Annotated in this window: 13 protein-coding genes and 1 tRNA gene; 7 read left to right on the forward strand and 7 right to left on the reverse strand. The window is 56.9% G+C overall.

Annotation, left to right across the window (positions count from 1 at the left end; genetic code table 11):
• Positions 1 to 98: 98 nt before the first annotated feature.
• Positions 99 to 593 carry a hypothetical protein gene (locus tag WNY80_RS20005; RefSeq protein ID WP_342889175.1) on the reverse strand — a complete coding sequence of 165 codons (495 nt, stop codon included), beginning with the start codon at positions 591 to 593 and terminating at the stop codon, positions 99 to 101.
• A gap of 1589 nt (positions 594 to 2182) precedes the next feature.
• On the opposite strand from WNY80_RS20005, the gene WNY80_RS20010 reads away from it, so the two are divergent.
• Positions 2183 to 4300, forward strand: a complete 2118-nt coding sequence (locus WNY80_RS20010) for a DUF262 domain-containing protein (protein WP_342889176.1) — start codon at positions 2183 to 2185, stop codon at positions 4298 to 4300.
• Positions 4301 to 4465: 165 nt separating this feature from the next.
• Here the strand turns inward: WNY80_RS20010 and WNY80_RS20015 are convergent, their stop codons facing one another.
• On the reverse strand, positions 4466 to 5302 hold the full coding sequence (locus WNY80_RS20015; RefSeq protein WP_342889277.1) for a DUF429 domain-containing protein: 837 nt from the start codon (positions 5300 to 5302) through the stop codon (positions 4466 to 4468).
• Positions 5303 to 5334: 32 nt separating this feature from the next.
• Here WNY80_RS20015 and WNY80_RS20020 point away from each other — a divergent pair, with 32 nt between their 5' ends.
• The 5 genes from WNY80_RS20020 (at position 5335) to WNY80_RS20040 (ending at position 12537) form a co-directional block, all read left to right on the forward strand.
• Positions 5335 to 6054, forward strand: coding sequence for a hypothetical protein (locus WNY80_RS20020; RefSeq protein WP_342889177.1), 720 nt, complete (start codon positions 5335 to 5337; stop codon positions 6052 to 6054).
• 62 nt (positions 6055 to 6116) lie between these two features.
• Positions 6117 to 7607 (forward strand): class I SAM-dependent DNA methyltransferase, encoded by a 1491-nt coding sequence (locus WNY80_RS20025; RefSeq protein WP_342889178.1) that lies wholly within the window; start codon positions 6117 to 6119, stop codon positions 7605 to 7607.
• Complete coding sequence (locus WNY80_RS20030) at positions 7597 to 8769, forward strand: restriction endonuclease subunit S (protein ID WP_342889179.1); 1173 nt, start codon at positions 7597 to 7599, stop codon at positions 8767 to 8769. The genes WNY80_RS20025 and WNY80_RS20030 overlap by 11 nt, the downstream gene beginning before the upstream one ends.
• A gap of 7 nt (positions 8770 to 8776) precedes the next feature.
• On the forward strand, positions 8777 to 11791 hold the full coding sequence (locus WNY80_RS20035; RefSeq protein WP_342889180.1) for a type I restriction endonuclease subunit R: 3015 nt from the start codon (positions 8777 to 8779) through the stop codon (positions 11789 to 11791).
• A gap of 2 nt (positions 11792 to 11793) precedes the next feature.
• A complete protein-coding gene (locus tag WNY80_RS20040) occupies positions 11794 to 12537 on the forward strand; it encodes a SprT family zinc-dependent metalloprotease (RefSeq protein ID WP_342889181.1) in 744 nt (247 codons plus the stop codon).
• Positions 12538 to 13061: 524 nt separating this feature from the next.
• On the opposite strand, the gene WNY80_RS20045 is transcribed toward WNY80_RS20040, so the two are convergent.
• The 5 genes from WNY80_RS20045 to cpdR1 form a co-directional block, all read right to left on the reverse strand.
• On the reverse strand, positions 13062 to 14060 hold the full coding sequence (locus tag WNY80_RS20045) for a hypothetical protein (protein ID WP_342889182.1): 999 nt from the start codon (positions 14058 to 14060) through the stop codon (positions 13062 to 13064).
• A gap of 1092 nt (positions 14061 to 15152) precedes the next feature.
• A complete protein-coding gene (locus tag WNY80_RS20050) occupies positions 15153 to 15554 on the reverse strand; it encodes an XRE family transcriptional regulator (protein ID WP_342889183.1) in 402 nt (133 codons plus the stop codon).
• Positions 15555 to 15807: 253 nt separating this feature from the next.
• Positions 15808 to 16827, reverse strand: coding sequence for a GSU2403 family nucleotidyltransferase fold protein (locus WNY80_RS20055; protein ID WP_342889184.1), 1020 nt, complete (start codon positions 16825 to 16827; stop codon positions 15808 to 15810).
• A 298-nt stretch (positions 16828 to 17125) separates the two neighbouring features.
• A tRNA-Val gene (locus WNY80_RS20060) sits at positions 17126 to 17200 on the reverse strand.
• Positions 17201 to 17403: 203 nt separating this feature from the next.
• Positions 17404 to 17769 carry a response regulator CpdR1 gene (cpdR1, locus tag WNY80_RS20065; RefSeq protein ID WP_152007482.1) on the reverse strand — a complete coding sequence of 122 codons (366 nt, stop codon included), beginning with the start codon at positions 17767 to 17769 and terminating at the stop codon, positions 17404 to 17406.
• Between the two features lie 199 nt (positions 17770 to 17968).
• On the opposite strand from cpdR1, the gene WNY80_RS20070 reads away from it, so the two are divergent.
• Positions 17969 to 18865, forward strand: coding sequence for an N-formylglutamate amidohydrolase (locus WNY80_RS20070; RefSeq protein ID WP_342889278.1), 897 nt, complete (start codon positions 17969 to 17971; stop codon positions 18863 to 18865).
• The last annotated feature ends 187 nt before the right edge of the window (positions 18866 to 19052 follow it).

Raw genomic sequence — 19052 nt, forward strand, 5'->3', positions numbered from 1 at the left:
CTGTTTCCGGCATCTAAGCCAAACTCAGGCAGAAATTCCACTTATCCCTGCTGTGCAGTTTTCCCGAGCCACCTCTCTCGACCGGCAGATTCCTCCGGTCATTCAGTCTTGACTTGAATGACCGGGAAGAAATGGCTGGTCTTCCTCATCAGCGGCTTGCGCATGTATTCGAGCCTGACCTTGTCGGCGGGTGAGGCGGTCTTCATCGCCTCATCGATTTCTTGAAGTTTGAACTCATTGATGAGCGTTGAAAGCTCCTTGGCGGCGTCGATGAACGCGCCGACGAGGCCAGTCGCGACGTTCAGTGATGTTGGCTCCAATCCTGACCACTCCGGCCATTCTGATGCCATCTCGAAATCAGGATGGTCGTTCTCAAGATTGACGTCTACTTCGACACCACACCAATGAAGGGACTCGTAAAAGAGGGTGTTGCTTGATCGCTCTTTCAGGAACTCCGCAAAAGATGATTTCAGATAGGATGCTAGCTCGTCTTCCGTCGGTTTGAGAGCTTCCTTGCGGGCTTTGGGACTTTGTTGTGCAGCCTTCTGGCGTTCACGACGGCGTTTCATTTTCTCTGCGTTAGACAGTGCCATAGTTTGATCTCCGTTGGTGTCGATATATATAGACACCGACACCAGTGAAGTCAATTACTTTCTGCCAAAATTAATTCGCCCTCACCCTCGCCGGAGAAAATTTCGATGGGCCAAATGTTCAGATTGCCAAGGGCTCCGATGAGTTCGCTGCGAAGGCAGACCGGTGCGGCAGGATCGAAAGTGCGGGCGATGCTCTCACCGCGATCAAGGACGAGGTGACAGGCGCGGCTGTGGAGAGTGCAGCCTATCACGCTAGGTCAGGCTCAGCGTAACGACACAGCTGCTTTTAATGGTAGAGGTGGGCAGGTTTCCCTTTCTTCGGCAGCATGCGATGTTGGCGCTAATTTCCGCGGCGTCAAAGCTTGGTAGGACTATGCGCCCTGTTCTTCAAAGAGCGTCAGACAGAACTATCTGCTTTGATGCCGAACAAAATAGCATATGCTAGGATGAGCTTCACCAAGTGTCAGCTTTCGGCGATGTCGACACGTCCACGCGCTGGTCGCCATTAGCTATTTTTCCTTGTGGCGTATGCGTTCGAGCTGATGCGCGTCGCCTTACGAGCGAGCCGGGACGTTTGTGCTGAAATAGCTATCGTGGAGATTGTCGGCACACTCGTCGTCCGACAGAAGAAGCGATCTTCGCTCTTAGCCGACGACATCGATGGTTGTGTTTCTTGACGCCACTATCGACAAAAAAGGCCGAATTTGACCCGTCGCTGTCAACTTAGCGTAAAGTTAGCGTCAACTGGCCCTTATTTCGCCTAAGAAGGAGCTCGGTGCGCTACACAACTGAGGCGGGAAAAAGTTGTCGAAACTGGCACGCGAGGAGTGAATATCTTTACATGATGACAAGGTCACAAGCGTCTGACCTTTACGTCCTGGTGCACAGAGGTGGATTGGTTTCCGGAAAGCTTGCGGCGCCAGGAGGCATCCCGTTGCAGTGAAGAAATATTTTCTAGGACTTCGCTCGCTGTGCAAGGCGATGTCACATGGCTTCCATCTATCCCGAAGCGGATCCTGGCTGATGCGATATCGTAAAACGATGAACATGGCCCTGATGGTTACTCAGGTTCAGGCCATCCGTGTCGGCGGGTAGCTCATTCATCGCGGTGATGCTCATCCGGGAGAGAGTAGCGCACGACAGATTGTCCGATGCTTATTGTTCAACGGTGGGGCTAGCTCGAACTTGTCGAGCAGGGCCGATAGCAGCATACGGGCTTCGTCCGGTGCGCGGTTGGGAGGGGCTGCTGATTGAGGTCTCCGACCAGGATTTTGGAATGCACCGGATCAACAAGCCTGTCACGTAGGGTGGTAAAGTCTGACGAGGTCAGACTCTGCACCTGCTGGCCCTTGGTGGCGCGATATTCATGTTGGCCAATAGATGGCTCTCTACGATGCCTACACCTTTATTCATCCCTTGACCGTCAGACGCTAGATCAGGCTAACTTGAAGGCACTGATTCCGAAGAAGGTGGTAGCATCGTTGGTGTGGAGATCAAATTAGCGATGCAAATCGAGCCGTGTATTAAGTCGCCCCACGCCTTCTGGCCTTGTAATTGTCGGTATGATTATTTTCAAATCAGGAGTTGTAATGAGCAACCAGCCTAAACCAGACTCAAAAACCTATGATGACCTAATTTCAGAAATTAAAAAAGGCATAATAAAGGTCCCCAAATTTCAAAGAGATTTTGTCTGGGATATTGCGAAAACGGCAAGTCTTCTTGATTCGATATTGAAGGGATATCCAATTGGAACTTTCATTCTTTGGGAGACAGACCAGCGTATCAATGAGATAAAAAATATCGGAAACCTTGATTTGCCGGACACACCTAGCGGTAGTAGTGTCCAATATGTTTTGGACGGTCAGCAGCGCATAACATCGCTTTTTGCAGCTTATCTGGGTGCGAAAATTCAGAAATCGGGTGAAAGGAAAGTCACGGATTACAACGATATTGTGGTGAATCTGGCTGATGATCTCGATGAAAACGAGGATTACATCATTACCGTAAAGGGTGAGGCAACTGAGTTCGTCAGCCTCCATGATGTGCTGCATTTTGATTTCGAGATGTCTCAGAGATTGGCGGGCATAGGCTACTCAAACGCGCAGATCAGCAAGATCAGCCGCTACTCGAAGGCATTCTCAACGTATGCCTTCTCAACGGTCACACTGCGCAAGAACGACATAGGCTCTGCTATTGATGTGTTCACCCGCATCAACACTGGCGGAAAAATTCTGACGCTTTTTGAGATCATGTCAGCCAAGACTTTTGATGAAAAAGCCAATTTTGACATGCAGGCGCTATGGGATGAGTTCCAAGATAAACTGAAGGATCGCAAATACGAGAATATTTCCCCCACGGTCATATTGCAGCTCCTTAGTCTGCTCATCAGCGAAACGAAGGAATGCAAGCGCAAGACCATCCTAACACTAGAGAAGACCGATATTATCAATACCTGGGCCTCGGCGATCTCGGCCATCGAGCATGCTATCGATTACTTCCGCACTGTGTTGCGCATTCCGGTCTCACAGCTTTTGCCTTACGACACGTTAATCGTGCCTTTTGCCTATTTCTATAACATCACCGGCAAGGCCCCAAACGGTCAACAACGCAAATATCTCGAAGAGCTTTTCTGGAGGTCTGCGTTATCCTTGCGCTATTCCTCGGCCACGGAGTCCAAGCTCGCTGCCGATATCAAACGAGTGGATAAGATCATTGCCGGTGAGCGGCCCACATACGGAGATGTGCGCCTTTTTATCAGCTCCGCTGATGATCTGAAGGAAACAGTCTTCTCCACAGGTAATGCTATTTGCAAGTCGATCCTCTGCATCTTGGCTTATCAGGAGCCGAAAGACTTCCATAACAATGCCCGTATTTTACTCGATAACTCATACTTAAAAATCGCCAGCAGTAAGAACTACCATCACTTCTTCCCCAAGGCCTTTCTGAGAAAATCGGAAAACGGCAACGCCAACTCGATTGTCAATATTACGCTCGTTAGTGCCGATCTGAACAAAAACAAGATCCGGTCAAAAGCGCCCTCGGTTTACCTTGAAGAGTTCCGTGACGAGAACCCGGAGCTGACAAATGCTCTGAAGACCCATCTTATCGACATTCAGCATTCAGGTGTTATCCAAGATGACTATTCTGCCTTCCTGAAACATCGCTCAGAGGCACTCTATATCGAAATCCTTAAGCGGATTGAGCCTTCGAGCACATCAGCGCCGATCGATTCCGTGCATGAACTTATCCTCGAAGGTGAAGGTCAGATGATCGAGTTCAAGTCGACCATGCGCTACGACATGCGCACAGGCGAGGTGAACAAAAAGCTGGAGCACGTGATCGCGAAAACGGTCGCTGCATTCATGAACTCTGCAGGCGGAAGCCTATTCATCGGCGTCGATGACAACCAGAACGCCATCGGGCTTGAGAAGGATTATACGACTCTGAGCAAGCCCGACCGTGATGGTTTTCAGCTCCACCTTAGCAACCTTCTCGACAAATATTTGGGTAAGGAGGTCATGAAGCTCTGGAAACTAGAATGGCCCATCTACGACGAGAAGCAGATTTGTGTGGTGCAGGTAACGGCTGGCAATAAGCCCGTCTATGTCACCTATGAGGGCAAAGAAGAATTCTTCGTGCGTAAGGAAGGCTCGTCGCAGCCTTTGACACGTGCAGAAGAGCATGCATGGGGACAAGGACGTTGGTAGATGCTATGCCAATATTTGATAATGGCGCGATGTGGCTACGGTTTTTTGTCATATGCCTTCGCGATTTAAAAACGTCGCACCACATAGGCTTCGTGACACACCGCCTGGTCCGCTGAAAATCTCAACTCCCGCTTTCGCGGTGTGCCGGTATGGCTGGATTATTCCCTAGTCAGACTCATTCTTGAAATCGATCGGCACCCCGCGCTTGGCTGCAGCGGTCACAAGCCGGGAATGAATGCCGTTTGTCGCCGGGGCGATCATGTAGCCGTTGGTGAGGTCGCCGATCGCAACGGATTGGTCGCGCGGTGCGACAATCCAATGCAGACCGATCAAAGCGCAGATCATGGCGTCGACCTTGTCCTGGTCGGATTTCCTGGGGGCGATTTTTGCGAGGTATTCGTCGCACCATTCATCGATTTGTGATCGCGCTCCAGTCAGCCCGAAAGTCCGGATGGTTTCGATCACGGCTTGCCAGTGTTCGATCCGGAAACGCTTGCGAACCGCCGGATTGTATTTGGGCTGAGCTAGCCGCTGGCAGAACACCTCATTCAGGCTGATGAGCGCCAGGGCCGGAAAGACTTCGATCAGGAACAGCCCCGATGCAGCCGAGCGCGCAGTTTCGGGATCCTCCACGGCATTGAGCGCGTTTTTGAAGCGCCAGATGGGTGCAGTGTCATCGAACATGCCGACTTTTGAGCGGTTTGCCGGCTGGACGCCGCCTCCCACCCAGGAGATGAGCGAGCCGGCAACCTTGTCGACTGGTCGCGAGCCCTTGAGGTTTGGCACGATCGTTGGCTGGTCGAGCGCGACCAGGCATTTGGTGACCAGATGTTGCTCGCTCTGGATAATCTGGACAGCCTCGTGGAAGGATACCAATTTGGGGGCCAAATGCAGCCATGTCCCCTCAGGCCCCTGGCGGATCACACATATGGCTCCAGGTGACCGCGGATTGTTGGTCCATGCTGAGTCAAACCCGATAATTGATGTAGTTTCTTGATTCATACGTATCCCACAGCTCGCGCAGGAGAAGATAGATGGGAATTCCACAGCATTACAGTCTCGACATTCCTGCCCGCTGCCTGGCACTCCTGGATCTGTGCGAGCCCGTTGTGAAGAGTGCCGGCGGAAGGGGTCGTTTTGGTGGTCCGTTGAACACGACCCTGTTGTTGGCGCTCGCTACCCCCATGATTAGCCTGCCGATTGAGCGGATCTACAAGAATATTGATTTTGGCGATAGGGAAGGGATGGTCGATGACCGGCGGGTCAATCCGCAACTCGCGGAAAGGCTGGACGCGGAAATCAAGCGGAAGACGCTCCGACAGAATAGGTATTTCAGCGATTTGCATTGGTCGTTCGCAAAGGACGTTGAGATTTTCAACGCGGCGCACCCTTTATCAACGGATCTGGCTGATCAGCTCTCTTCTGACGATGCTCACGAGGCGGCAAGGTCCATGGAGATGGCTCAGTTCGTCTCGTGTCTCCGCAATGCCTTGGCCCATGGCGGCATCATGTATCTCGATGGTGATGGACAAAGCTCGACCGGGCAGGCCGACATGTTGCTCTTCGTCAGCGCGAAGCCACTGATACCCGACCCTGTTTTCGACGAAAAAAAGGGGAAGTATGTCAATTCTAGGCCGGTCATGGAGTCGATGCGGCTTCTGCGTATTCCCCAGGAGGACTTCCGAACCTTCCTGAAGAGCTGGGTTACATGGCTCAACGAGCTCGGCATAATTGAAGATCTTGATGCTGCCTGATCGTTTGCCTTCCGCGACCCATCTGATAGCGTCGCGCCATAGTTGAATCGGGAGTTTGTTTCATGGCGACTTTGAGCTTATCGCAGCTGGAGACCCATCTCTGGCGCGCTGCCGATATCCTGCGCGGATCGATCGATTCAGGCGATTACAAGCACTACATTTTCGGGCTTCTGTTCTTCAAGCGGCTCTCGGATGTCTGGCAGGAGGAGTATGAGGAGCGGCTGGCGCGCTATGGTGACGCCGCGATCGCCGCCGATCCGGAGGAACATCGCTTCGATATTCCGAAGGGGCATTTCTGGGGCGATGTGCGCAAGCACACCACCGATATCGGCACGCATCTGAACGCCGCTTTCCGGGCCATCGAAGACGCCAACATGAAGCTGCGCGGCGTGTTCCAGGATGTCGACTTCAACAACAAGGAGCGCTTTCCGGATGCCATGCTGGAAAAGCTGCTGCAACACTTCGAGACCTATCGCCTTAGGAAGTCCGATGTCGAGCCGGATGTGCTGGGCCAGGCCTATGAATATCTGATCGCGCAATTTGCCGATGACGCCGGCAAGAAGGGCGGCGAGTTCTATACGCCGAAAATGGTCGTGCGGCTGATTGTCGAGTGCCTGAAGCCGGAAGAGGGAATGTCGATCTATGACCCCACCTGCGGCTCGGGCGGCATGCTGCTGGAGGCTGTGCATCATCTGGAGCGGCAGGGCGAGAACCCGAAAAGCCTGTCGCTGTTCGGCCAGGAGAAGAACCTCAACACCTGGGCCATCTGCCAGATGAACCTGTTCCTGCACGACATCGACGACGCGAAGGTCGCGCGCGGCGATACGCTGCTGGAGCCAAAGCACCTGACAGGCGAGGGCGTGAAGGCGATCCGCACCTTCGACCGGGTGCTGGCCAACCCGCCGTTCTCGCTGAAGAGCTGGGGCCATGATGTCTGGAGCCAGGGCGATGCCTATGGCCGCGACCGCTACGGCTGCCCGCCGAAGTCCTACGGCGATCTGGCCTTCGTGCAGCACATGTTGGCCAGCCTGAAGGAAGACGGCGTCTGCGGCGTGGTGCTGCCGCATGGCGTGCTGTTTCGCGGCGGCGCTGAAGGCCGTATTCGCGAAGGGCTGATCCGTGACGACCTGGTCGAGGCGGTGATCGGTCTTGCGCCCAACCTGTTCTACGGCGCCGGCATTCCTGCCTGCATCCTGATCCTGCGCAAGACGAAACCGGCGGCGCGCAAGGGGCAGATCCTGATCGTCAACGGCGCCGAGCAGTTCGTCGAAGGCAAGGCGCAGAACCACCTGTCGGAGGCGAATGTCGCCACCCTGGCGAAGGCCTATGGCGACTTCACGGACACCGACCGGCTGGCGCGCGTGGTGCCGGTTAGCGAGATCGAGGCAAACGACTTCAATCTAAACATCAGCCGCTATGTGCATCTGGGTGAAGAGGCGGACGAGGTGGATGTCGCGATGGAAGTGGAAAAGCTGGCCGAGCTTCAGGCCGATCGGGATGCGGCGGAAGCGCGGATGATGGGCTTTCTGCGGGAGCTTGGTTATGTCGCGTGAGGTGCCAGAGGGGTGGACGCTGCAAAGTCTGAACGGATTGATCAAGCTCATCCCAGGCTGGCCGTTTAAGAGCAATCGATTCACCGAAAACCCCGATAAAGGGCGCCCTCTTATTCGAATACGTGATTTGGTCAAACAGGCGCCTGCTGTCTTCACACCTGAAGATTGTGATGACCGTTATTCCGTAAACGATGGAGATTACCTCATCGGTATGGACGGAGAGTTTTTGGCTGTTAAATGGCAAGGCCCCTCTGCGGTTTTGAATCAGCGGGTGCTTAAAATCACATCAGCAGATGAATGTCTTGATGCAAACTTTCTGTTTTACCGGATTCAACCCGCGCTCTCCGACATTGAGGCCCGCACGGGCGCAACAACGGTCAAGCATCTCTCCACCAAAGATCTCCTTTCACTCAATTTGGGTCTCCCCCCGCTCCACGAACAGCGCCGCATCGCCGAAATCTTGTCCAGCGTCGATGAGGCCATTGCGGCAACGCGTGCGGTGATCGAGCAGACCAGAAAGGTCAAGCAGGGCGTGCTGGAACGCCTGCTCACCAAAGGCATCGGCCACACGCGCTTCAAGCAGACGGAGATCGGGGAGATCCCGGAGGGATGGGAGGTCCATAGTTTTGGCACGATTTTCAAGTTGACAAGCGGCAAACTCAAATCGGTCAAGGGTCTTGCCGCTGCCGAAAGTGATACCGCACCCTATCCTGCCTACGGTGGTAACGGTGTCGCAGGTTATAGTGCGGACTATCTCATTGATGGGGAATTGATCGTAATCGGTCGCGTGGGCGAGTATTGTGGTTCGATCTACAAAAGCTCTGGCAAAGTGTGGGTTACGGATAACGCCCTGTATACGAAGGAGATTTTGGCAGATGTAGACTTGGATTTTATTGCCTATGCGTTTTCGCGTGTCCCAGCCGAACGCATCAGAGGTGGAGGCGGCCAGCCACTGGTAAGCCAGGCGGCGATCTATAGGCAAACGCTTGCACTTCCAAGCTTGGATGAGCAAAAGGCAATCGTCGAAATTCTCAGCTGCTTTGACACTTCCGTATCTGATTTGCAGTTTGCAAAGCTCGTTGAGATCAAATCCGCCCTCATGTCCGACCTTCTCACCGGTCGCAAGCGTGTGTCGGACGCCGTGCCAATGGCTGCGGAGTGAGCGCTTCATGAGCCATGGCCCCGAATGGCATTTTGCCGAGCGACCGACCATCGAGCACCTGCAGGCCATGGGCTATGGCTTCGTGGCGCCGGCCGAGCATGCAGGTCTGCGCGACGGCGAGAACCAGGTTCTGTTTCGCCCGCACCTGGTCGAGGCGCTGATGCGGATCAACGGGATCGACCGGCCGTCCGCCGAGGCAACCTATGGCGAGCTGGCCGCGATCAGCGGCAACGAGACCTGGCTCAAGGTGCTGCGCGGCGACTACAGCCGCAAGATCTCCGGCCAGGAGACGCGGCAGACCCTGCGGGTGATTGACTTTCTCAAGCCCGGCAACAACCGCTTCAGCGTAACCAACCAGCTGCGCGTTGAGGCGGAGAACACGCGCCGGCCGGATCTGGTGGTTTTTGTGAACGGCATTCCGCTGGTGGTGATCGAGGCCAAGAGCCCGCTCAACATCAAGGACAAGACCGGCGAGGCCTTCGAGCAGATAAGGCAGTATGAGCGCGACATTCCGCGGCTGTTCTTCTCCAACGTCTTCAACATCGTCACCGACGGCGCGCTGGTGCTCTACGGCGCCACCGGCGCGAGTTCGAGATATTTCGGCGAATGGCGCGACCCCTGGCCGAAGAGCGAGGCCGATTTCGCCGACAGCCTGGCCAAGGGGCTCTGGTGCCTGCTGCAGCCGGGCCGGCTGCTCGATCTCATCGCCCATTACGTGGTGTTCGAGACGACCGAGAGCGGCACGGTCAAGAAGATCTGCCGCTACCAGCAGTTCCGCGCCGTCAACCGGATCGTCGAGCGCGTGCTGGAAGGCAAGCACCGCCAGGGGTTGATCTGGCACACCCAGGGCAGCGGCAAATCGCTGACCATGGTGTTTGCGGCGCTGAAGCTGAAGACCCACCGGACGATCCAGTCCGAGCGGCTCACCAACCCGAACATCCTGGTTCTAACCGACCGCGTCGACCTGCACACGCAGATCAGCGGCACGTTCGTCGCCTGCGGGCTGCCCAACCCGATGACGATCAACAGCATCAAGGACCTGCATGCCCTGATCCGCAACGGCAAGGACGGGCACACGGCGCTGTCGACCATCTTCAAGTTCCAGGGCTCCAAGCAGGCAATCGAGAATTCCGGGAACTGGATCGTGATGGTGGACGAGGCGCACCGCACCCAGGAAAAGGATCTCGGCGCCTATCTGCGCGCGACCTTGCCCGACGCCCGCTTCTTCGGCTTTACCGGCACGCCGGTGAAGAAGGACGACAAGGACACCTACGCAAACTTCGGCGTCGTCGGCGAAAGCTATCTCGACAAATACGGCATCGACGACGCGGTGGCGGACGGCGCGACGGTGCCGATCTATTACACCGGCCGCAAAACCGACTGGCACATCGACGAGGCGAAGATCGATATCCTGTTCGACACCTGGTTTGCCGAACTCGACGACGACAAGCTCAACGAGATCAAGAAGCGCGGAGTGAGGATCGAGGACCTGGTCAAGCATCCGCGCCGGATCGAGCTGATCGCCTATGACATATGGACCCATTTCAAGGCCTATGCCCAGCCGGACGGCTTCAAGGCGCAGATCGTCGCCATCGATCGCGAGGCGGTGATCCTCTACAAGCAGGCGCTGACGAAGGTGATCGCCGAGGAACTGCAAGCCGGGGGCCTGGACGCCGCGGCGGCGCTGGCGCGTGCCGACGCCATGTCGGCTTGCGTCTATTCGATCAACCAGGAAGACGGCAAGCCGAGCGAGGACGCGCACCGGCAGGCGATCCGCGACGGGCTGAAGGCGCATTATGTCGACGCCGAAGCCGAGAAGCAGGTGAAGCAGGCCTTCGGGCGCAAGGGCGAGGATCCGCAGTTTCTCATCGTCTGCGACAAGCTGCTTACCGGCTTCGACTGCCCGATCGAAAGCGTGATGTATCTCGACAAGCCGCTGAAGGAGCACGGCCTGCTGCAGGCGATCGCCCGCACCAACCGTGTCTCCGATCCGAAGAAGCGCAACGGCCTGATCGTGGATTACATCGGCGTCTCGGCGAACCTGGAGGAGGCGCTGGCGAGCTATCGCGCCGATGACGTGAAGAACGCCATGCGCGACCTCGACGATCTCAGAAACCAGCTGCGCACGGCCCATGCCGTGGTGGCCGTGATGCTGAAGCCGGTCAAACGCAAGGCATTCGACAAGGATGGCCTGAAGGCTGAATTCGACGCCTTCATCAAGGCCCTGGGCAGCGAGGACAAGTGGTTCGAGTTCAAGGCGCGGGCGCGCAGCTTCATCTCGCTCTATGAAACGCTGAGCCCGGATCCGAGCGTCCTGGAGTTCACGGCGGATCTGAAGTGGGTGGCGACCTTCCTGCTTTACGGCACCCAGCATTTCGAAAAGCGCCAGGCCTTCGACCAGATGAATTACAGCGAGAAGATCCGGGAGATGCTGAACCAGCATCTGGAGGCGACCGGCCTCAGTGTCACCGTCAAGCTGCGCCATATAACTGATCCGGATTTCTGGGAGGATTTCGAAACCGATGGCAAGACTGACGAAGACCTGATGACGGCTGCGATCCGCAAGACGACCGAGCTCAGGAAGACCGTCAGCGAGCGCATCGACGCCAGTCCGCACCAATACGGCAAGTTCTCCGAACGCCTGCGCCAGCTGCTGGAGAAGCTCGAAAGCGCGCAGCTGAGCTGGTCGGACAAGCTGAAGGCGGCCGAGGAGCTGGCCAAGGATCTCGCCGCCGAAGACGAAGCCCATGTCGAGGCCGGTCTTTCACCAGGCGCCTATGGCATCCTGCAGATCCTCAACGAATTCGATGCAGGTGCGGATTGGGAAGACCTCGCGATCCGCCTGGAAGGCCTCTACACTGATCCAGCGACAGCACCTGCCGGCTGGTGGGAGAAGGACGGCCTTCGCAAGAGCCTGCGTCAGCAGGTGCGCTCCATGGCGCATCTGGCCGGACTGACACAGCTCAAGGAGATTCCGGACCAGGTCGAAGCCTACGCGCTCAAACACTTCGCGGGGCATTAGGCATGCCGGTGTTCCAGATTGGCGGGCGTGAGATCGAATACACGCTCAGGCGTTCGTCCAAGGCCAGCAAGGCGAGCCTCAGCGTCACGCCGCAATCATTCGAGCTTGTCGTGCCGGATCAGGCGACCGAGAGCCAGATAGATGCCGTCCTCCAGCGCCGGCGCGCCTGGATCCTGCAGACCGTCACGCACATGCAGGAACGCGCCAAGGCACAGACGAGGGTCTACCAGTTCGTCACCGGAGCGAAGATCCCCTATCGTGGCCGGATGACCGGGATGAGCATCGAGCCGTTTGACGGACGTCTCGTCGAGGTTACCTTTCGCAACGGCTTCCAGATCCGCAAGCCGGAAGCGCTCACGCCTGGTTCCGCCGATGCGTTGATCGAGATGGCGCTGCGCCTGTGGTTGAAGCGCCGCGTGCGGGATGACGCCAAGGCCTTCGTCCGCCGACATGGCGAGCCGAACGGCCTGAAGCCGCGGGGTATCCAGATCAAGGAGCAGAAGCACATGTGGGGCAGCTGCGGCCAGGACAGGCAGATCAATCTCAACTGGCACCTGATCTTCGCGCCGAAGCCGGTGCTGGAATACGCCGTCGTCCACGAGATGTGTCACCTCAAGCACCGCAATCACGCGCCGGAGTTCTGGACCCTGGTCGGGAAGGTCCTGCCGGACTGGGAAGCGCGGAAGGCCTGGCTGGACGAGAACGAACACATGCTCGGCTGGGAGAGGGTGGAGCCGGTGCGGTAAGGTGGTGGGCCGGCTTTGTCACTTCTCTGGCGACGAGATCGAACGTTCTACCGGGAAGGTTCCGTGACGTGACGGACAATAGGAAGATACTCCGGTCCTTGGGTCTCGTCGCCGTTCATTGCAAAGTGCGCCGTGAGGCGCGTTTGGCCAAGCATGGAAGCCAGACACGCCGGAAGCGCCAACGATGCGCGCCAGCGGGCGCCTGAGGCGGTTTTTGACCGTGTCTGCGTGCGGGGCGAGCTTGGTCAGCCGAGGATGGTTGATTGTTGGGCTTATGGGTCCGAGTTTGCCGCAGGCAATGTAACACCGGAAGGTTGACGTAAGAAGCGACGCTTCGCGGTCACGCCGGGGAGGGGAAAGGAAGGGTGTCACGCTCTGCCAAGTCTCTTTATAACTCTTATATATAAGTTAGTTAAATACTTGGTAGAGCGTGACAGGTTGAGGCTCCCGGCGAGCGATCCGCGCAAGCGGTTACCAGCAGGGAAGTAACCACCGGCATGACCCGGATTCCGGAAGCTTTGAAATTAGAAAATGCTAATATTTGTGGGTGCATTCACTTTCGCGCGATCGCGCTCGCGCTTCCTTCGTTGCCGCAGCTTCGCCTTCTCACGCTTGGCCTCCAGCTTCGGGTCAACCGCTGGCCGACGTGCTGAGACATTCCCTTCGATGAAGCGGGAGACGACGGCGCACTTGCTCGCCATTGGGCATGCGGCACAAACAGGATTTGTGCTCGCGTAGGAACCTGGCAGACCAAGACAGGATGGCCATAGCTGTGTGGTGGACACCGTCGCCTCGTCGGGCTCCTCCGGCGGGAAGTGACGCAGGTCTGACTGGACGCTTTCCATCGCGCGTTCGAACACTTCCGGAGTCACGTATTTTTCGAATTCCTCCGCGGGCACCTGCTTCCAGTCAATTGCGTATTGCCTGATGTAATTCGGCAGCCGATTTCCACTTTCCATTCCCCGTTCACACACAGACTGACGATACTCGCGTTGCGCTGGCAAATCCTTGTAATTCTCGATCCGATAGGCGGGATGCGTGACCTTGTAGACCCCGGCTTCGAGTGCTTGGCCCCATTTTGTGGCCAGATACTCGAGCCAATATTCTTCAGCTTTTCCTGGGTGGTGTAGCTGGTTCGGTTGCGGAAACATGTTTCTTTTTCGTCTCAGTGCAAATTCGAATGATGACCAGATATAGAAATCGTATGGGATGCCGAACTCATCGGCGCGTTGCCGAGCTTTCCATACTTGAGTGCGTGTGCGATCATCAGAAAGATATTTGTTCTGATCGATTCCTTGCACGTGCTTTGCGCGCTCGACATCATTATATTCAGCAAACTTCTTTCTGAAGACATCTTGATAATGACGAATGAAGAGTAGCGTTGCGTCTTCCGGCGAGATGAAGCGGTAATCAAACCATTTTTTCATCATAAGATCAGGCTCAGCGGCCCGCACCTCAGCGGGGACATTTTCGGCACTCCATCCAAGGCGGCTGAAGCGAATTTCGTCGCGTTTATCGGGCATGGTCATAACTCCTCGATCGGCGTGTCGCGGCACGGCGCTATTGTTAAAAAGGTGATAGGGGTCCCAAGAATGGCTTGGAGCCTTCAATATAGCGGTCCGGCTGTCGGATGCAGACGATTTGTGAAATTTTCTGAAATTGGTTCTTGGGCCGGTCGACGGAAAGAATGGTCCGTCTTTGAGAAAGGCCAGCTCTAACGATGGGCTGACGATCAACAAGACCTATGGGAAGAGGTGGATTCGGTCACCAAACCTTGGTGGCACCAGAAGGCATCCCCTCCTTGTCCAAGGATTTCCGCTAGGACTTCGTTACGGGATCCACCGATCCGGAAAGTGGAACTCCTTGGTTCCTGATTTCCGGACAGGGAAGGGCGCGAGCAGCGAGATCGGTTTCCTGCGTCGTGCATTCGGGTTCGCGAGGGCGGGTGAATGTGGGAGCTGTGGTAGTCCACGAACCTAGTCGTCGTTATTCCCAGTCTTGGTTGGCAGGGGCGTGATCCGGAGCTCGGATTGATGGAGCGGTTTCTGCCACGACCGCAAGATGTTTTGGACCGTTCCCGCTTCGGCTACCCTCGCTTCCTCGCGCGTCAGTCCGTGCTGCTTCATCAGCATTTCGTAGTCTGTCAGCCGGTGACGGACATAGTTGGTCACAGTGATGCCGACGGCCCGGCCGATGGTAGCGTCCCGCCAGGATCGCTCCGCTACCCTCCGGACGATTTCATCGCGATGGATCTGGGGGCAATTCGGGAAATGTTTTAGCATGTGCCTCTCTACGGCCTTCGCCTTAAATCGTCGTTCAGTCACGGGCGGCACCTCGTGTCCTGCCGTGTTGAGACGCCGGCCTCGATATCTGCGTTTGGCGACAAGCTTGATGCTTGCCGTCGGGATCCGCCGACGCGGGCGATGGGAACGGATCGCCTTGGTTCCTAAAATCGGGATCCATAGCTGATTGGCGTTCGGTTCCCGACTTTCTGCGGTCCAAGGCTTGCCTCAAGGCCTGAACGCTTTTGAGATCCGGCACCGGGTCTGTGTCGCCGGAGATCAAGCGGAGAAATTCGACCCAGGCGCGTTCGTTTTCGCTAATTCGCCAATTCTTCATTTCCCGAAAATCCCCCTGACTGCCGAGCGTGCCCTGCCGGTCAGCGGCGGGTCGGTGTTCTCGCTGGCTTCCCGGATCGCGCGGAGCCAGTCGCCCTCGTTTTCGGTGACGATTGTCCGGAAGATGCGCTGTATGGCATTGGCGGTGGTCGGGTTCTCGATCTGCTCGAGCGCCATAAGGAATAGCCGGGCCGGGTCGCACTCCAGCGCGGCGGCCAGGCTTGGCACGCGATCAAGCGCCAGCTTGGATGCGCCGCTCTTGATCATCGAAATCATGTTCGGGTTGGGGAAGCCTGCCTCGGCGGCGATCTGGGCCTGGGTCTTGCGAGGTTTCAGCTCCAGAATGCGCCTGGTGACAAACTGGGCAAGGCGGCTGTTCCGGTAAGGCTTGGTTGGCAATGTGGTCTCCTTGTTCGCTGACGCAGCTAGCGTGCTGCTAAGTCAGATATAGCGAGGGGGAGACGGTTGTTTCCGGAGGGAAATTGGGAACTGGGTGGCTTCATGGATGCCAAGGCCATGTGACAGTGAGGGCCTTTTTCCCCGGCTGTTGGGACAGGCTGGAGCCACTGAATTCAGGTGCTCGGATGCGATGATGCACGCCCGCAGTCGGTGACTGCGGACCATTCCGGGCCGAGCGGAAGCATGGTGATTATCAATCTATCGCGGAAAGCCGCTCCGCAGTCTCCGGCATTCTTTTCAAGCTTGCTTCGATTCTTTCCCGCCATCGCGGACCGCGCGACAGCGCGTCCTCGTAAGCTTCAGCGAGCTCGTTCGGACGATCCTCGGCAAGCACTGCTATGAGAAACTCGGCCTGTGCACGGTCCTTACGTGCCTTCAATTGATCGGGGCCGCCTTTACGTCGATCAGCTACGATCAGCTTGTGAATGGCGAACCGCTCGGGTCGTGGCACCTGGATCAGAACGCCTGACCGGTAGAGGGCGACGGCCTGGATGGGGTCAGCAATCAGGAAGTTCAGGTAGTTCAGGCCTTGGGCGCTTACCCCCAGCGCGGGTAGAGGCTTGACGGTTTCATCTCCGAATGCCGGCGTCAGGAATTCGACCATCGCTTCGGAATGGCTTTGTCGCCATCTCCAGACCTGCCGATCGTTTACACCGGGAACGGGATCGAACTTGAGCGACTTGAGGATCTCGTCGGGGTTTTCGTCGACTTGGTCTTCCAGAGCAACAGAGAGACGCTCGAAGCTGGCAAAATCCATGTCGCCTGTCTGGGCCAGTTCCTCGTAATCCATGCGCACGCCGAGCTCACCCTGATAGAGGCTGTAAGCCGAAGTGCCGACCAGGGTGCCACCAAGCCGGAACACGCCGGCGCGGGAGAACGCGAGAAGCAGCGACCCTGTTTCGCGGTCAGTCGTGATGAAGCCTTCGGCGCGAAGCACTCTGGCGAGCCTGGTCATCTGTTTCTGCCGGGTCTCGGATTCGGCCTTTAACGCCTCGGCGTGTTCAAGGCGTGCGCGCAACTCCGGTTTGTCCTCGCCGAGGTATCTGCTGACCATCTCCGTGCCGAGGCGGAACTTCTCATAAAGGTAGATGCGTCCGTTGCGCTTTCGCTCCTCAATGGTGCCAATCAGGCGGGATGCCCGTTCATCGAGATGAAGACGTAGTAGGTCCTGGTAGGCGACGACGGCAGCACGGCTTTGGGCGACGATTTCCATCAGCTTGGTTCCTGGTGTTGTGTGCATCAATCTAATTTTTGCTGCACACAAAAGCAAGTGTGCATCAAGAAAAACAATGATGCACACACCAGCAGAGGGAGGAGCCGTGAAGCCGAGCTCGGCCGGCCGGCGGAAGTCCTTGCACGCGTGAGATCGCAGGGCGTTACAACGTCTTGCAAACCCGTTAGGCTCGTGAATTCAGTAGCTTGTCGTGATTTTGGGAATAGTAAGCGAATTAAGCCAAGGTTCAGTGAACCTGTCGCCCACTACGTAAACCCGGTCTAAGTGCTTGAAAGGATGGTGGGCGTAACAGGGATTGAACCTGTGACCCCTACAATGTCAATGTAGTGCTCTCCCGCTGAGCTATACGCCCATCCGATGGGCCGCATACACCACAGAAACCCCCGCTGCGTCAATACGAAATCAGCGCGTTTTTTGCGACTGTTTGCCGAAGTTGTGCGCAGGCCCGCTGTTGACGCGAAAATGCGGGCCCAAAACGGCAAAACCCGGACAGGTGTGCCCGGGTTATCGCAATGACAGTGGCCGCGAAATCGAGCGCGGCGGAGACCTGCCTGGTCAGGCGGCGAGAATCATCTTGTTGACCTCGTCGACGAGGTCGCGGAGATGGAACGGCTTGGACAGCACCTTGGCGTCCTTGGGAGCCTTGGAATCCGGATTGAGCGCCACGGCGGCAAAACCGGTGATGAACATCACCTTGAGATCGGGATCGAGTTCGGTGGCCCGGCGGGCCAGTTCGATGCCGTCCATTTCCGGCATGACGATATCGGTCAGAAGAAGCGAGAAGGGCTCTTCGCGCAGGCGGTCGTAGGCGCTGGCGCCATTGTCGAAGGACCGGACCTCGTAGCCTGCTTTTTCGAGCGCCTTGACCAGGAACCGGCGCATATCATTGTCGTCTTCCGCGAGGAGAATTTTCGGGGTCATTCTGTTTCCAAACCTGTCAGCGTGCTCGTCGAGCTCTATCCGCCCCATCTATGGGGCAGTCCAGTAAACATCAGGTGAATCATGACGCTTTTACGGCACTGTTTGTTCCGGACTGGACAGCTGTGGGGGCAACTGGCAAGGTGATTCAGGCAGTTGCAGGGGCAAAGGGACAGATATGCAAGAAGCCGAAAGGCCCGGCATGGGTGGCAAGCCAGATGCCGGCTCACAAGCGGTTGCTCCTTTCGAGATCCACCGCCCGTTGCAGCAGACCGAACCGTTCGTGTTCAATTCGCCGCATTCCGGCCGGATCTACCCCGAATCATTCCTGAGCATGTCACGACTCGACCGCATGTCGATCCGCCGCTCGGAAGACCATTTTGTCGATGAGCTGTTTGCCAGCGTGGTTCAGCTGGGAGCGCCGATGCTGGCTGCACAGTTTCCCCGGGCCTGGCTTGACGTGAACCGGGAACCCTATGAGCTCGATCCGCGCATGTTTGACGGTCCGCTGCCGCCGTTCGCCAATATCGGCTCGATGCGGGTTGCAGGCGGCCTGGGAACGATCCCGCGGCTGGTGGCCGAGAACATGGATATCTACCGGGGGCGGCTGAGCGTGGAAGAGGGGCTGTCGCGCATCGAACAGGTCTACCGCCCGTATCACGCCAATTTGCGCAGAACCATCGCACAGACCCATGTCCAGTTCGGGAAAGCCATCCTGATCGACTGCCATTCGATGCCGGCCAATGTCCGGGTGGCGGGCGGCAACCGACGGCCCGACATCATCATCGGCGACCGCTACGGTGCGAGCGCGGCACATGATTTGTCACGCGCCGCCGTCTCGTTCCTTTCCGGACTTGGCTACAATGTGGTGCGCAACAAGCCCTATGCGGGCGGTTTCATCACCGAGCATTACGGCCGTCCGGCGCGCGGCCTGCATGCCTTGCAGATCGAGATCAACCGCGGGCTTTACGTCGATGAAACCAGCCTCGAAAAGACATCGGGCTTCGATCTTCTCAAGGCAGATCTGTGGGAGTTTGCCAGCCAGATGATGGCTTATGTCCGCGAGGGGTTTTCAGAAGACCGGCTGGCCGCGGAATAGCTGCGTCTGATGCTTCAGCCTTGCCCGGCCACCTGTGGGCCAGACACCTGGCGCGGGATGGCTGTGATGAGCGCAAAAAAAACCGCGCTTGTGGCGCGGCAAAATCTAGGGAGGAAACGCCCAAGGAGGGCATTCACAGTCAAGGACTGCCATTCAAAGCTAATGCTGCGCTGCACAAATGTCAATC

Source organism: Hoeflea sp. AS16 (genome assembly GCF_038900095.1).
GTDB lineage: Bacteria > Pseudomonadota > Alphaproteobacteria > Rhizobiales > Rhizobiaceae > Hoeflea.